The 15,042-nt window shown below is 64.7% G+C and carries 9 protein-coding genes and 1 tRNA gene; 3 read left to right on the top strand and 7 right to left on the bottom strand.

Annotated features, from left to right (window positions below):
• Window positions 1-19: 19 nt before the first annotated feature.
• The 3 genes from gor to rpiA form a co-directional block, all read right to left on the bottom strand.
• Window positions 20-1,408: a glutathione-disulfide reductase gene (gene gor / locus LB565_RS07335; RefSeq protein ID WP_224582460.1), complete on the bottom strand. Its 1,389-nt coding sequence runs from the start codon at window positions 1,406-1,408 to the stop codon at window positions 20-22.
• Between the two features lie 117 nt (window positions 1,409-1,525).
• On the bottom strand, window positions 1,526-2,125 hold the full coding sequence (locus LB565_RS07330) for a DUF2059 domain-containing protein (RefSeq protein WP_224582459.1): 600 nt from the start codon (window positions 2,123-2,125) through the stop codon (window positions 1,526-1,528).
• Window positions 2,126-2,146: 21 nt separating this feature from the next.
• Window positions 2,147-2,842, bottom strand: coding sequence for a ribose-5-phosphate isomerase RpiA (gene rpiA, locus LB565_RS07325; RefSeq protein ID WP_224582458.1), 696 nt, complete (start codon window positions 2,840-2,842; stop codon window positions 2,147-2,149).
• A 159-nt stretch (window positions 2,843-3,001) separates the two neighbouring features.
• Between rpiA and LB565_RS07320 the strand changes: the two genes are divergently transcribed.
• Both LB565_RS07320 and LB565_RS07315 read left to right on the top strand, forming a co-directional pair.
• Complete coding sequence (locus tag LB565_RS07320) at window positions 3,002-3,682, top strand: phosphoglycolate phosphatase (RefSeq protein WP_224582457.1); 681 nt, start codon at window positions 3,002-3,004, stop codon at window positions 3,680-3,682.
• A gap of 127 nt (window positions 3,683-3,809) precedes the next feature.
• Window positions 3,810-3,884 (top strand) — tRNA-Val (locus LB565_RS07315).
• 87 nt (window positions 3,885-3,971) lie between these two features.
• Here LB565_RS07315 and LB565_RS07310 read toward each other — a convergent pair.
• The 3 genes from LB565_RS07310 to LB565_RS07300 all read right to left on the bottom strand — a co-directional run bounded on the left by LB565_RS07310 (window position 3,972) and on the right by LB565_RS07300 (window position 9,427).
• Entirely contained in the window at window positions 3,972-4,142 is a 171-nt protein-coding gene (locus LB565_RS07310) for a hypothetical protein (protein WP_181164840.1), read from the bottom strand.
• A gap of 100 nt (window positions 4,143-4,242) precedes the next feature.
• Window positions 4,243-5,760, bottom strand: a complete 1,518-nt coding sequence (locus tag LB565_RS07305; protein ID WP_224582456.1) for an MBL fold metallo-hydrolase — start codon at window positions 5,758-5,760, stop codon at window positions 4,243-4,245.
• Window positions 5,753-9,427, bottom strand: coding sequence for a S8 family serine peptidase (locus LB565_RS07300; protein WP_224582455.1), 3,675 nt, complete (start codon window positions 9,425-9,427; stop codon window positions 5,753-5,755). Before LB565_RS07300 ends, LB565_RS07305 begins: the two co-directional genes overlap by 8 nt.
• A gap of 535 nt (window positions 9,428-9,962) precedes the next feature.
• On the opposite strand from LB565_RS07300, the gene LB565_RS07295 reads away from it, so the two are divergent.
• Entirely contained in the window at window positions 9,963-10,646 is a 684-nt protein-coding gene (locus tag LB565_RS07295) for a Crp/Fnr family transcriptional regulator (protein WP_224582454.1), read from the top strand.
• A gap of 70 nt (window positions 10,647-10,716) precedes the next feature.
• Here LB565_RS07295 and LB565_RS07290 read toward each other — a convergent pair whose 3' ends face one another.
• Complete coding sequence (locus LB565_RS07290) at window positions 10,717-14,940, bottom strand: cytochrome P450 (protein ID WP_224582453.1); 4,224 nt, start codon at window positions 14,938-14,940, stop codon at window positions 10,717-10,719.
• Window positions 14,941-15,042: the final 102 nt, after the last annotated feature.

Here is a 15,042-nt window from a genome sequence, read left to right as displayed (position 1 = left end):
CTTGCAGACCAGCTGAATGTCAGACCCGTTCGCCGTTCTTCACGCGATAGGTCGGCTTGTACATCGTCACCAGCTCCTCGGCCGCGGTCGGATGTACGGCCATGGTGCGGTCGAAGTCCTCCTTGGTGAGGCCAGCCTTCAGCGGGATGCCGAGAAGCTGTGCCATCTCGCCGGCATCGGGGCCCAGAATATGGGCGCCGATCACCTTCCTGGACGCTCCGTCGACCACCAGCTTCATCAGCATCTTCTCGTCGCGGCCGGACAGCGTGTGCCGCATCGGACGGAATGACGAGCGATAGATCTCGACGTCGGGGAAGCGCTTGACCGCGTCGTCTTCCGACAGGCCGACGGTGCCGATCTCCGGCTGCGAGAACACCGCCGTCGGTATGGTGTCGTGATCCGGCGCGGTCGGATTGTCCTTGAAGGCGGTCTCGATGAAGCACATCGCCTCGTGGATGGCAACCGGCGTCAGTTGCACGCGATGGGTGACGTCGCCGATCGCCCAGATGTTGTCGACATTGGTGCGTGAGTATCGGTCGACCACGATCGCGCCCGTCTTGCCGAGTTCGATGCCGATGCCTTCCAGGCCCATATTCTCGGTGTTGGGAATACGCCCGATTGCCAGCATCACCTGGTCGACCGTCAGTGTTTGGCCGGAAGACAGCAGCACGTCCAGCCTGCCCTCCGGGGTTTTGCGCACCCGTTCCGAAACCGCCGGGCAGAGGATCTTGATCCCCTTTTTCTGCATGGTCTCATGCAGCGAGCGGCGCAGATCCATGTCGAAGCGGCTGAGTATTTCCTGGCCGCGATAGACCAGCGTGGTGTCGACGCCCAGGCCATGGAAAATGTTGGCGAATTCGACGGCGATGTAGCCGCCGCCCTCGATCATGATCGCCTTCGGCAGCTCCTTGAGATCGAAGGTCTCGTTGGAGAAGATGCAATATTCATGGCCTGGCAGCGCCGGATGCGGCGCCGGACGGCCACCGGTGGCGATCAGGATCTGGTCGGCGCTGACCGTGCGGTCCTCGGCAACCAGATAGATGCTGTGCGCGTCGACGAGCACTGCGCGTGAATGAAAGGTCTCGCCGCCGGCGCCTTCGACATTCCTCTTGTAGATCGCCTCGAGCCGCGCGATCTCCTTGTCCTTGTTGGCGACCAGCGTCTGCCAGTCGAAGCTCGCCTCGGGCACGGTCCAGCCATAGCCGGCGGCGTCGGCGAAATGTTCGGGAAATTGCGAAGCATAGACGTAGAGCTTCTTCGGCACGCAGCCGCGGATGACGCAGGTGCCGCCGAACCGGTACTCCTCGGCGATGGCGACCCGCTTGCCGAGGGCCGCCGCCACCCGGGCCGCTCTCACCCCGCCTGAGCCGCCGCCGATGACGAACAGATCATAGTCATAAGCGGCCATCGCTTGGGCTCCTGCGGATGAGAAAGTCGGGGGTCACAGGTAGGCTGCCAAGCGGCAAAAGAAAAGCCCGGGGAACCCGGGCTTTGTGGTCCAGTGGCCGTGGGCCTGTGATGCGGATCAGTTCTGCGAGTCGTCCGCAGGAGCCGAATTGTCGGCCGGAGCGGCGCCGTCGGCGGGCGCCGTGGCGGCCGGAGCCGGTGCTGCCGGTGCCGCCGCCTTGGCTGCGGCCGCGAGCGTCTCGCCAACCTGCTGGGCGAGGTCGCGGGCTACGCCGTTTTGCCAGATGTCGGCGGCCTTCACGAGGTCACGTGTCACCGCGGGGCCGCTATCCAGCAGCTTCTTGCCGGCTTCCGAGCTGTAGAAGGCGGCGATGTCATTGAGGTCTTTCTCGGAGAAAACCTTGGCATAGGCCAGGGCCGCCTCCTTTTCGAGGTCGGCGCGCCGCGAAGCCATGCCGAGCGCCTTCTCAGTCACCGTCTTGCCGATCAGCTCCTGCATGTCGGGGTTCTTCTGGATGAGCTGTGATTCCAGTGCCGCTGCCGCCTGTGGCAGGATGTTGTCGAACGAGTCCGTGGCGTGGATCGCCGCGACCGCCGCGCGGGCGGCCTTCAAATGCGATTCGCTGACGTCCTGTGCAAACACCGGCGAGGACAGCGCAAGAACGGCCGAGGCCGCCAGAAGCGTCGAAAGGCGGCGAACTCGTTTAGACAACATCATAGTCGGTAGAACTCCCTGGTTTCAGGCTGCATGGACGGTTTCGATACCGTCGCCGCCGGCGATGATGGCCGTTGACGCCAGCCCGATGAATAGACCGTGCTCGACAACGCCTGGAACGGCGAAGAGAGCATTCGAAAGCGCTCTTGTATCCGGAATGCGGCCAAAAGATGCATCGAGGATAAAGTGGCCGCCGTCTGTAACAAATGGCTGGCCCCCCGTCATCCTCAATGTAACCGGGCCGGAAAGGCCGAGCTTCGTCGCGGCGGCTCCAACCGCGATCTCGGTGGCGCGCAGGCCGAACTGGTTGACCTCGATCGGCAGCGGGAACCGGCCGAGGGTCTCGACCAGCTTGGACTTGTCGGCGATGACGATCATGCGCTCGGACGCCGCCGCGACGATCTTCTCGCGCAGCAGCGCGCCGCCGCCCCCCTTGATCAAGGTCAGGTCCAGGTCGACCTCGTCGGCGCCGTCTATCGTGAGGTCGAGCTCCGGCGTGTCTTCCAGTGTAGACAGAGGAACGCCGAGCTCACGGCAGAGCGCCGCGGTGCGCTCGGAAGTCGGCACGCCGATGATCTTGAGGCCGGTCGCAATCTTCTCGGCCAGCAGCCGCACGAATTCTTCCGCCGTAGTGCCGGTGCCGATGCCGAGCCGCATGCCGCTGCCGACATGGGCGAGCGCGGCCCGCGCGGCTTCGACCTTCAACTGCCTTGCATCCATGGGGAGCCCCGATTTCGCCGGTTTCGCGCGCCTCCTAGCATTTTTGCCTGACCCGTCAAAGGCTCCTGTTAAAGGCTCTGTGGACCGATCGAGGCTTCTTGCTTGAGCCCGGCCCAACCTGTATCGGCTGCGGCAATTCAATCGCTGCAGGAGCTCTCCATGCCACGCCCGATCATCGTCTTCGACCTGGATGGAACGCTGATCGACACCGCGCCCGACCTGCTCGACAGCCTCAACCACAGCCTGGCGGCAAGCGATCTTGCCGCTGTCGACGAAGCCGGCTTCAGGCGCTTCGTCGGTCATGGCGGGCGCGTCATGATCGAACGCGCGCATGCCGCGCAGAACAAGGCGCTGATGGCCGAGGAGCACGACCGGCTGCTAAAACTATTCCTCGACCATTATACGCTGAACATTCCCGGCAAGTCCCGCCCCTACCCCGGCGTGATCGCCGCCCTCGATCGTTTCCAGGCCGCCGGCTACCTGATGGCTGTCTGCACCAACAAATATGAAGCGAATTCCGCGACGCTGATCGGCGCGCTTGGCATGTCGAACTATTTTGCCGCGATCTGCGGCCAGGACACCTTCGCCTTCCGCAAGCCCGACCCGCGCCATCTCACCGAGACAATCCGGCTCGCCGGCGGCGATCCCCACAACGCCGTGATGGTCGGCGATTCGCAGACCGACATCGACACCGCCAAGGCGGCCGGCATTCCGGTGGTCGCGGTCGACTTCGGCTATACCGATCGCCATGTGCGCGAATTCGAGCCCACGCTTGTGATCTCGCATTTCGACACGCTGACGCCGCAACTGGCGCAACGGCTGATCGCCGCGGCGGGTTGAGCGGAGCTCGGAATTGGACGGTTGAGAAACCGGAAACCGGTCCGCGCGATAAGCTTGACACATTGCCTTGACTTCGCGCACTCGCCTCCCTTATATCGCGGCTCGCTTCGACCTTCGGGCCACAGGCGGGCGATTAGCTCAGCGGGAGAGCACACCCTTCACACGGGTGGGGTCGCAGGTTCAATCCCTGCATCGCCCACCATCCAACTCACTGATTGGGTTGGATGATCCAGCCTACCAATTCACAATCATCGCTATTTGCGCAGCCGGGCTTAGATGCCGCAGGCGCCTAGATCAGCCCTCGCCTCACATTCATGCGCGTCACGGCCGTCACCAGAATGGCGCCGGTCATGAAATAGAGCGTGGCGATGATATGGCCTTGATGGAAATGCAGCCCGGCAAACAAAAGGGCTGTGACCACGGCAAGGAAGGCGATGACGCGGGAGAATGCATCGGGCATGGGGCGACCTTGTGCAATGTGTTGAGCCGGCCGCCCTCATTCAGCCGCTCGCTCCATAAAGCGGTTTTCGATTTTTCGCAATCGACTCGGTGGCAGGCTCTCAGGCAAGATCCACCTCGACCCACAGTCCGCCCGGCCCGCGCCCCGCATCGCGCGGTGCGCTGCGCACCGCCTGAATCGAACCGGATGGCGCGGCAAAACCCGGCTTGCCGTCCTTGTCGGCCAACCATGGATCGTCGGCGCGGATGACGCGGCCCTTTGTCTTTGTTTCGAGCGCGGTCAGGATGCCATCATAGGGCATCTCGCCCCAGTGCACTTTCAAGGCGTCGACCTTGTTGGTGGGGATGAAGGCCGACAGGTCAGCGCTGGTCAGCAGATCGAAACCCTGTTTCTGCGGCGTGGCGTTCTGGCTGCCGTGATGGGCGACCTTGAGATAGACGGTACGCGCCAGAAGATCGGCCGACGTGACGGTGCCCTGCCCGACCGGCCATGTCAGATCCTTCCAGCTCAGCCAGTTGCCGATCTGGGCGTCGCCCGGGAACAGCAGCACCCGGCCCGAGTCGGTGAGCTCGAAGGCAAGCACCAGGCTGGTGTTGTTCACGCCGCGGTCGAGCTGCAAAGCAAGGTCGGCGGCGATCCCCATCCAGTCGGCGTCGATGCGCCGCCAGGACTGGTCGCGGTCTTCCATGGATGCCGCAGCTGAAACCGGCCCGGAATAGTGCTTGCGGACAAAGGCGGCGATGTCGATGGCCGGGTCGCTGCCCTTGTCGCCTTTCAGCGCCGCGGAAAGCGGCGTGCCGACATTGCGCTCGAACGGACTGAGCTCGTCGACGTAACCGGCATCGATCGCCTCGTTGATCTTGAGGCCGCTCGTCAGCGCCCGCGCGTACGGGCCGCCGCTGGCCAGCGGGAACATCTCGCTCGCCCTTTCCTCCAGCCGGAGCGCCGCCTTGTCGCGCGGCGGGCCGAGCACATAGACGCGCAGGTTGGGCAATGCGTCGATCGTCACCGGTGGCTCGCCGGGCTCGAAATAGGTCGGCGAGGGTTTTTGCGAAAGCCTGGCGGCAGCGTCGCGGGCCGAGCGCACCCGCTCGCCGGCAGCGCCGAACTGGAAGCCGAGCACCGATTGCAGGCCGTCGCGGACACCGGCCATGTAGGCGCTGAGCCCCTGCATTGCGTCGAGCTTCTGACCCACGCCTTGCAGCGCGGCGATCGCCTGGCCCTTGAACTTGTCGAGCTCCGCGGCCTCGGCGTCGGCGGGATTTTCGGTCCACGCCATCCAGACGTCGCCAACGACAAAATCCTTGAAAAGGTCCTTGGCGGTCAGGAAGCCGGAGACATGATCCCAGTGTTCGTGCGTGACGACGAGAATATCGATCTTGCCGCCGGTCTCTTTCTTGAGGTCGGCGACAATGTCGGCGACCAGCGCCGGGCCGCCCGCGATCGAAACATGGATGCCGCAATCGATGAGCATGCGGAAGGGCTTTCCATCCGCCTTCTTGAACGTGAGCAGATGGCAATCGCCGATGCCCTGGCAATAATGCCGCACGGTAACGCCCGATACCGGAGTCGCGGCCGTTTTTGCCGGCCTAGTCCTCGTCGCCGGCTTTCTAGACATGGTCGTCGTCTCCGTCGCTGGCATGCAGCAAGGCAAAGGGCTCCGACACTTCGCCGCCGAAATAGAGCGCTCTCAGCGGCGACAGGTAATTGGCCGCCATCGTCCCGGCCTGACGCCTCTGCCGGTCCGTGCTGCCGGTGTTCTTGATGATGGAGTAGCGGATCTCCTCGAACCCCTCGCGCGGGTCGATGATGATCGTGGCGCCGCCGCGGAACCAGAAGAAGCCGTCGCCCTTGACCATCCCTTGCGGCATCGCCGTGCCGTCCAGCGCAATTGGAATGCGCTGCTGGATCACGGCCACCACCTCGACACGGAAGGAGCCGTCCGGCTCGACGCGGCGCGTCGGGCGCACGCTGTAGATGTCGAAGGTCGTCTCGCCTTTCTTCGCCGCGTGCATGATCGTGCCGTCCTCATTGTAGCGCGGCAGGTCGGGCAGCAGGCCGAACTGCTTGTAGAGGTCCGGATCGGAGGCGAAGGCCTTGTGCATCGCCTTCCACAGCGCATAGCGGTTCCTGTCGTTGAGCGCGAAGATCTCGGCCCGCTTCAATTTCTGGTTCCAGCCGAGGTCGATCTTGCTGAGCAGACCCTTCAGCCAGGGAGGCGACGGGTCTTCCGGCGCGCTCCAGGCGAGCGTCTCCTCCGAGATAGTGCGAACGTCGCGCGGCAGAAGCCATTTGCGGAACGATTCCAGGAAGGCCAGGCGATAGTGGAACGGATCGTCCGGGTAAGCGTCGCGGTCGGCAGTGATCAGCGCGCGCAGATATTCTCCGAAGGTGATATCGACGGAAGGGCAATAGTCGAGCGCGCGGATGCACATGGTCAGCATCTGCCTCGCGGTCTTGGCGACCTCGTCAGTCAGGCGTTCGACCAGGCTCGGATGCAAGGTTCCCGCCGGCAGGATGCCGGAGCCGCCGGTGGCAAGCTGGATCAGATCGTCGGTCCGCCGGTCGACGATCGCCAGGAAGGCCTGGTAGACGGCGAAAACCAGGATCGAGCCGCGGTCATGCGCCTCGAAGGTCTTATCGTAGTCGAGGTCGGCCATGCCGGCGCCGCCATATTCGCGCAACGGCCCGGCCCTGCCGCTGCCTTCGCCGAACTGTTTGGCTATACCGGAAAGCAGCGAGGCGGCCGACAATTCGCCCCTCGCCTTGCCGATTTCGAAGCTGACCAGTTCCTTCAGCGTAAAATGCTGAAACAGCGCGACGATATCGGCGAAGGCCTCATGGAAGGCCGGCACATCCGGGTTGGATGCTTCCTGGAAGCGGCGATGCAGCCCGTCGAGCAGCGCATGCGACATCTCATGCGCGACGATATCGCTCGACAGGCACGAGAACACCGTCGTTCCAGGCGTGGTGACGTCGCCTTCATTACTGGTCGCCGGGAAATAGCCGAACAGCAGCGCCTTCTTTTCCGGGCTGTAATAGGCATTCTCGGCGCGCAACGCATGCGGGTAGATGCGCAGGCGCGGCGCATAATGCGCCTTCACCGTCATGTCGCCGGTCCGACCGGGTGCCTCGGCGTAATGCGGCGCCCACAATGCCCGCCGGCCGAGGGCGCGCTCGAAATGGCCGATCGTGGTCATGGCGACAGCGTAGACCATCTGCTGGTGGAATTTCGGATTACCTTCCGAAGGCGACAGGCCGTCCTGCGCCAGAAGCACCTTGTCGTTGAGGTCGACCGGATCATAGACGCGGTCGGACGCGGGATCGACATCGACCACTTCGAGATATTCGCCGATCGGACCGGGCAGCAGCGGCTTGTCCGTCGCCGGCTCGTCGTCCCACGGCACCGAAAGTGTTGCCTGGTAGACCGAAACCGAATCCAGCCGCTTGGCGACCGACGGATCGAGCGCGTAGATGCGCAGGCGCCGTTGCGGCGGCGGCAGCGGCCGCGGCTTGCGCCTGATGGCCGGCGCGGGGCCCATAACCGGTGCGGGAACCGCTGCGCTGACGCCGGGCCGGCCGAGCAAACCTTCCAGAAACGCCTTGAGCGGTTTCGACGGTTTGCCCTGGTCGAGCGCCGCTTCGAGGAAGCGGTTGCGTGCCGCGGCCGAAACTTGATCCGGATCGCCGTCCGGGTCGGCGATCGTCTGCTCGATTGCCGCCGTGGCTTGCGCCATCTGCGTCAGCTCCAGCGCAAACATCATTCGCTGCCGCAGCGTCGGCGGCGATAGCGGCGCCAACGAATTCCCGCCGGTCAGAAGGTCGAGCCAACTCCATGTGTAGGTGGCGGGGGCGAGCTTCGTCAGGCTCTCCGCCGCCGGCGGCAGGAAGTCCAGCGCATCGAGAGCCCGCAACACGCCCTGCCCGATCTTCTCCTTCGTCTCCGTCGCATCCATCTTGGCAGTCGATTTCAGGGCCTTCGCGAACAACGCCTTGCGTACCGCCTCTATTCGCATCCAAGGCTGAGGATAATTCTTCACCACGTCCCAATGCTCGGCCAACCAGAGTGCGGCCGCGGCGGCGACCTGCGGGGTGGCCGCCGACGTGCCGTTGCCGTCCATGTCGACCACCTTGCGGCAATCGATTTCGGCCCAGGGCACGTTCGGCGTGTAGGCGCCGAGCGCCGTGTTCATCTTGGAAGGCGGCCCGTAATTGCCTTGCATGGTGCCGAGAGCGAGCCCGGCATAGGCGCGCCCGTCGCCCATCACGCCGCATGCCGCAAGCACCCGGTTGTAGCGGGCCGGATAGACGATGCTGCGCGGCGTGATGATAAAATTGTTGCCGGCCGCCGTGACCATGACCATGCCGTGCTCGTAGGCAAGATTGACGGCATCGACCAGGGCCTGCGAGGCGAGGCCGCCCATGCTCATCGACAGCACCTGCGCGCCCTGCTGGCGCGCATAGTCGATACCTTGCACCATAGTGCCGGTGGTCAGCCGCACCACCCAGTCGGCGATGCGCACCGGCAGGATCTTCGCCAGCGGCGCGCCGCCGACGAAATCGGTGAAACCCGGCCAGTGCGGCGAGGAGCCGTCGAGCTTATTGCCGGCAAGCAGGCTGAGCGTGCCGGTGCCATGGCCGCGATTGCTGGTGAGCGTGCCTGCCGGAGCGTGGTCGGCCGCGTTGTCCGGACCGGTCCCGTCGTCGACGAAGTTGCGTTGCTGCGCTGTAAGAAGCCCGGCCGGAAGGGTCTGGTGTCCCGGATCGAACCCGGTATCGAGATGGGCGATGGTGATGTTGGCCTGCTTGGCGCCCACCCTGTTGCGCGCCGCTGCGAACTGGCTGAAGTCAGGCGCGGCATTCCAGGCGATGCGCCCAGCGACCACCGCCTGTCCGCCCTGCGGGTCCTGATCGTCGAAAGCGCAGACGGGACTGGCGCTCGCCGCCATGCCGCGGTCGCCGGCGCCGTTCCTGTAATCCCATTGCTGCTGGATATTGGGCTCCACCGCGAGCACCTCGCCGCCTGCGGCCGCAAGCGTTGGAGTCCGGCCAAGAAGATCGTGGGCGTGGTCCCAGGGATTGTCCGTATCGGCGGCATCCGTGGCCAACCGCAGCCAGGTGGCGCCGCGATCCCCGGCCGCGGCCGGACCTGCGCTATCGACACCGGGCGGGAGAGCGAGGATCGGTTCGGCTTCGATCCCGCCAATCCGGAGCGGCCCGCCTCGCACCGCGAGTCCCGCGCCGTCGCCACGAACCTTGACAAGGAGTCCCTTCACGGCTGCCACGGCGTGCCCCTCCCCAACGCGAACCATGGCGCCGACCATCCGCTCCAGTCAAGCCAAGGTTCCTGCCATGCTTCGATTGATCTCTTTGCCGACTAGCAATGATGCAGCCTGTCTTTCAAAGCAAAGCCGACCGAGACATGAACCCGCATATTTCAGAAACGACAGTCGCTCCGCCGGACATGTATATCTGTGAGCGCCTTCACATACGCCGAACAGGATCTGCGCGCAGATACTGCACCTGGTTTCTCGAAAAGAAATTTCGATCACCTAGCCATTTTCAGATTTGCTGTCTGCGCGCATGGGCACCTCCCACCCAAGCGCGCGGACGGCGTTCCCAAGGATCGGCCCGCAACCGCCAGTGCGCCCGGTCTCCTTACAGTTTGCCGGCTTGTCCAATTTCGGCGTGTCGGGCGTGACATCGGAATCTCCGTCCGCCGCCCGCCGAATTCCGCCAGCCACCACAGAAGGAGACGACGCTTTGATCGAGCACGTACTTATCCTACAATTTCCGCTTAACGAGAGGCGGAATCGTATCATGGCTACAAACGGCGCGGACGACAGGAACCTGCCGCGCCTGGCGCGCATCGACCCGCGCCAGTTCGACCTGCTGTTCGGCGGCTGCAAGCTGGAGCGCTATGCCGCCGGCCAGCATTTGTTCGTCCAGGAGGATGCGTCCGACCGCATCTACGGCGTGATGAGCGGCACCGTCGAGATTTCGCTCTATTCGCCGGGCGGGCAGAAGCTGGTGGCCAACATCGAGCTGTCGCGCAGCTTGGTCGGCGAGATCGGGGCGCTGGACGGGCGTCCGCGCACGGCGACCGCCATATGCCTCACCGCCTGCGAACTGGTTTCGCTGAGCCGGACTCAGCTCTTCGACCGCATCGAGAAAAACCCGCCTCTTGCCCGCGCGATGATCGAATTGCTGTGCGCAAGGCTGCGATGGGTCAGCGGCGAGCTGGGCGATCAGGCCTTTTTCGGCATCGAGGCCAGGCTGGCAAAGCGGCTGGTGTTCCTGAGCGGCGTCATGGCCGATAGCGCCGGCTGGATTCCGATTTCGCAGTCGGAGCTCGGCGAATTCCTCGGCGCGACGCGCGAATCCGTCAACAAGACGCTGAACGATTGGCGCAACCGCCAGATGATCGCCATCAAGCGCGGCGGGTTGCGCATCACCAACGTCGCCGCGCTGAACCACATCGCCGAATCGCAGGACGACGACTGAACATCAGGCTCGGCGACTTTCGCCACAGCTCCACCGGTTCGTCGCATCCGAGAAAACTCAGCGCGCCCTGTCACAGCCGCGAAATCAGATAGCGCAGCGCCGAGCGGCTCGGCATGAAGAAATAGCCGCCCCCTTTGGTGGTGACGAACTGCGGCACATTCTTGAGCACGGTGACCTTTTCCCAGGACGGGATCGAGAAGCGGCCGCCGCCGCGCGCGCCGATCGTCGGATCGGTTTCGCCGACCAGGCCCTGGAACGAGTTCGATGAGACCCATGTCTGCTGGATGAACTCGTATTGGCGCTCGATGTCGGCGTTGAGGCACATGAAGAGCAGCCCCTTCTCGGTCTTTCCGCCTCTGCCCTTCTTCTCATAGGTGCGGCCGACGCGTAGGATGCGGTGGCGCTTGCCGATCCTGATCTGCGTCTCCCGGTCCTCGCCGAGCGAATCGCGCGGGTTGGAACGGCGTATGTGGGAGCCGAGCGGACAAGCGTGCCCTTGCGGATCCTCCGCGCCAAGCGCGAAATCATTGTCGACGCCGCGGCCCGGACGCCCGTTCGGATTGCGCACCAGCGAACTGCCATCCTGCCAGCGGCCGAGCATCTTTGCCGCCACCCAGCGCGGCGTGATGGCCGCATCGCCGGTCTCGTGGGCGACCTGAACGGCGGCCTGCCGGCAATAATCGTCGAACAATTCGACATGCTGCTCGAACTGCCGCACGACGAGGAAGGTGCCGTTGCGGCCGAAATCGCGCGGCGGAGGCGGCTGCCCCGGGATCTGACGGTTGCGCCGCACCTGCGACAGGATCCCGGTGCGGTCCAGCGCCGCCTCGACCGACGGCGAAGCTGGATAGAAGCCATGCTCGTCGCGATAGCCGAACAGGAACTCGCCGGGCGCGACGAGATGCATGGGCGCGGCTCCCTTGGCGGCGCGCGCCGTGCCGCGAACGATCGGCTGCGAGACGCCGTCGACGAAACCGAAATGCTCGACCGCCCGCTTGCCGTCGCGCCGCACCATCAGCGGCAGTTCGGCGGTCACGGACATGCCCGCGCCCGTCGTCTGTCGCTTCATGGCCGCGATCTCGGCTTTCAGCGTGGCCGGCGTCTCGGCGTAGCAGACGATGACGAGGTCGACGGGATTTTTGGGCGAGCCCCACTGCCATTTGTCTGGAGCGTCGGGGCCGGTATCGTTGAGGATGCGGCTGCGCTCGGGCGTTCCCATGCCCTGGCGGAAAGCCACGGGGAACGTGTCCAGCGGCCGGTCGTCGACGCCGCCCTCGAGGCCCAGCCGGCGCAGGCCGTTGGGGCCGAACGCCACCGTCATGGCACGGCCGGCCGGCACGCCGTCGCCGAAGCTGGTTTTTTCAGTCACGAAGTCGAGCCACGCCTTGCGCTTCGCCGCCGGCAAACCGTCCGGCACCTCGATCGCAAGCATATGCGCATGGCCGAGCGCGCCGAACGGCCCGAAGAAGATCGACTGGATTTCCCCGGATTCCAGCTCTTCGAGCGGCGCAGACGCCGGTCCAGCCAGGCTGGTCGCGTCCGCCGGCCGCGCTTGCGGGCGTGGAAGCGAACCGAAGAGGCTCAGCCAGTCGCGCGCCTCGTTGCCGGTGGCCGAGGCGATGCCGCGCCTGATCCTGGAGTTGATGCGGATGCGGGTGGTGTTGAGATGCGGATAGGCGCTGTACCAGAACAGCGTCGGCACCTGCTGGCGCCGCGCCCAGCGCTTGAAACGATCGCCGTCGCGCGCGCCGTCGAGGAACAGCCAGCGCGTGCGCGGATAGCCTTCGGTGTTGCTCCACACGCCGGTCAGACCGGCCGCGGCCTTGGCGATGAAATCCTCGAGATAGCTTTCCCAGCTGCCGCCGTAGTTGGAGAAGAACACCAGCCTGTCGGTGCCGGGCAACAGCACCCAGCGGGCGAAATGAATGGTGTTGATGGTGGCAAGGAAGCCCGGCCGGAATACCTTCTGCGCCGATATCGAGATGAGATAGAAGGAGAGCCGCAGCGCCAGCCGCCGCAAGATCCCCCTCTTCATCGTCGAGATCGCCGTCAAATTGTTCTGCGCGGCGTGGTCCTCCTTCGCGAGGATCTTTTCGAGCGCGCTCACATCGACAGGCGTGTTCGCCGGCCGGTCCTTGTCCTCGAGCCGCCGCAGCGCCAGGAAGCAAAGGCCGACGAGAAGGATCAGGATGGCCAGCAGGCCGAGCACCGAAAGCAGAAGCGCGGCGCCGGCGATCGCGACATTGGCGAAGGTGACGCCATGCGGATTGCCGAACACGAGCACATAGGTCATGCGCCAAAAGGCGAGAACGACGAGCGCGACGGTGGCGAACATCGCCGGCGTCAAAAGCGTCGTTGTCAGCGCACGCGACCAGTGGCCCGGCGGCCTTTCCAGCAGGCTTTCGGCGGCCTCGAACGCCCAGCCGAATTGCCCGAGGCAGCGCACATGCCGGCGCGCCTCGGCCAGCACGTCCATCGCGTTGCCGGTGCCCGCGCGCGGCTTCTCGACGATCTCACGCACGCTGTCGGCGAGCTTGGCCTCGGCCAGGATCCGCCTCACGGAATGTCCCGGCGTGCCGGAGAAAACCAGCCCGGCCGCGCTGCCGAACGAGGGCGATATCTCTATGTGGTTGCGCTTCAGGAAGTCCTCCAGCGAGCCGCCGTCCGGCAGGCCACAGACATCCCTGAAGATCGGCCGCAGCCGATGCCCGATCGATTGCGCAATGGCGGCAACGACGTCGTCGGTGCTGCCGTCGCCGGAGATTTCGAACACCAGCGCGCCGGTCTCGGTCCCGGTTTTCTCGTCCTTGCCGGTGGGAGCGACGGCCAGGCTGGTGAAATGAATGGTGCCGGCCTTGTCGAGCGCGGCGCTGAGTTCGCCGATCGCCGGATTGCCGAGATCCGCAACCTTGTCGCGCACCGCATCGAGCGGCACCGGGCGGGTGATCGGGCAGACCACCGTCACCATCGATTGATCGGCGATGCGGCAAAGCGGCGAGCGCTCGAAATCGACCTTGAGGCTTGCCGGATAGGCGCCGACACTGACCATCTTGCCGGCCCTGCCCCGTGCGCGGGCGAGCTTCGGTTTGCTGAACAGGGCGCGGACGCATTCGCCGATCTGGATGCGGGCGATCTCGGCGCCGATGCACAGATGGATGCCGTAGCCGAACACCATGTAGTCGCGATGCGGGCGAGACGTATCGAACTCGTTCGGCCGCTGCACGATGTCCGGATCGAACATGGCTGAAAGTGTCGCCGGCATCACCACTGTTCCGGCCTTGACCAGGCGCTCCCGGCGCGTGCCCTTGCCGATGACCGCGTCACGCCTCGTGTAGCGCCATGGCCCGATCCAGATCGGCTTGAAGCGCATGGCCTCCAGCACGGCCCGGTCGAGCTTGCCGGTATCGCCGGCAGCGACAGCCTGATCGATGGCTTGCCGCGCATCGCTGCGCGACAGGATCACATCCAGGCAGTTGCTGCCGGCAAGCACGTTGGTTGGCACAAAGCCGGCGACCATGCCGAGCATGATGGAATGGATGTCGGGCAGCGACAGGCGCCCCTGATCCATCAGCGCGACCAGGCGGGCCAGCGGCCGGTCGTCCCTGCCCGCCCTTTCCCTGACCGCGGCGATCGAGCGGTCTATGACCTTGATCAGGCGATCGCCGCCGACCACGGCAAGCTGGCGCGTGGTGGGATTTGCCGTCGGGTCGGAGAAGAACAATGCGCTGAGCGCAATCGACCAGTCTGCGAATTCGGTTTCGTCGTCGATCTCAAGGCCGAAATAATCGCGGCAGATGCGCACCGGCACGATCTTCATCAACCCGGCGACGGCATCGAAACCGGGGCTGGCGCCGGTTACGATATCGCGCGAATGGCGCTCGGCGATCGGCCGGACGATGGCTTCGACTTCCGCTGGCGGGAAAGCGCTTAGCACCGCCGATTTCATTTGCCGGTATGCGGCGCCGTCCTGCATACCGAGAATGAAATTCGAGCCCCGGGCGAGTTCGGCCATTTCCGGCCCGTAGGGCGTCTCGAACTCATTGCCCCGCTCCAATATGTCGCGCACATCCGCGCCCTTGGTGACGAGCAGGAAATTGCCGAAGCCGAGATTAGGCCAGAAACGGCGCAGCAGCGACAGCAGCCAGCGCGGATCGCTAAGAAGAAAGCCGGCGATGCGGGAAGCAATGCCGCTTTTAGAACGCAGGCGGTTGATGTCGAAAGGCGGCATCTCGACGACTGGACGCTGGCTCTTCTGAGCGGCGCGGACGGCGGCGAAGTATTTTAAAGTGATCATCGCGTTCAAGCCCCCCGGCTATCCACGTCAATGCGATGCCGGCATTATTCTGGCCTAAGTTTGCATCGGTCTGGCGTATGTGAACTCGCTCACAGTCATTTG

Source organism: Mesorhizobium sp. CA14, from assembly GCF_020165195.1.
Taxonomy (GTDB): Bacteria; Pseudomonadota; Alphaproteobacteria; order Rhizobiales; family Rhizobiaceae; genus Mesorhizobium.
The sequence above is the reverse complement of the archived record's forward strand: the minus strand, read 5'-3'. Positions and strand labels throughout refer to the sequence as shown.

Coding starts and splice junctions, on each gene's coding strand:
- LB565_RS07295 (WP_224582454.1), top strand. CDS start 9,963: ATGGCTACAAACGGCGCGGACGACAGGAACCTGCCGCGCCTGGCGCGC.
- LB565_RS07320 (WP_224582457.1), top strand. CDS start 3,002: ATGCCACGCCCGATCATCGTCTTCGACCTGGATGGAACGCTGATCGAC.
- LB565_RS07305 (WP_224582456.1), bottom strand. CDS start 5,760: ATGTCTAGAAAGCCGGCGACGAGGACTAGGCCGGCAAAAACGGCCGCG.
- LB565_RS07330 (WP_224582459.1), bottom strand. CDS start 2,125: ATGATGTTGTCTAAACGAGTTCGCCGCCTTTCGACGCTTCTGGCGGCC.
- LB565_RS07310 (WP_181164840.1), bottom strand. CDS start 4,142: ATGCCCGATGCATTCTCCCGCGTCATCGCCTTCCTTGCCGTGGTCACA.
- gor (WP_224582460.1), bottom strand. CDS start 1,408: ATGGCCGCTTATGACTATGATCTGTTCGTCATCGGCGGCGGCTCAGGC.
- LB565_RS07290 (WP_224582453.1), bottom strand. CDS start 14,940: ATGATCACTTTAAAATACTTCGCCGCCGTCCGCGCCGCTCAGAAGAGC.
- rpiA (WP_224582458.1), bottom strand. CDS start 2,842: ATGGATGCAAGGCAGTTGAAGGTCGAAGCCGCGCGGGCCGCGCTCGCC.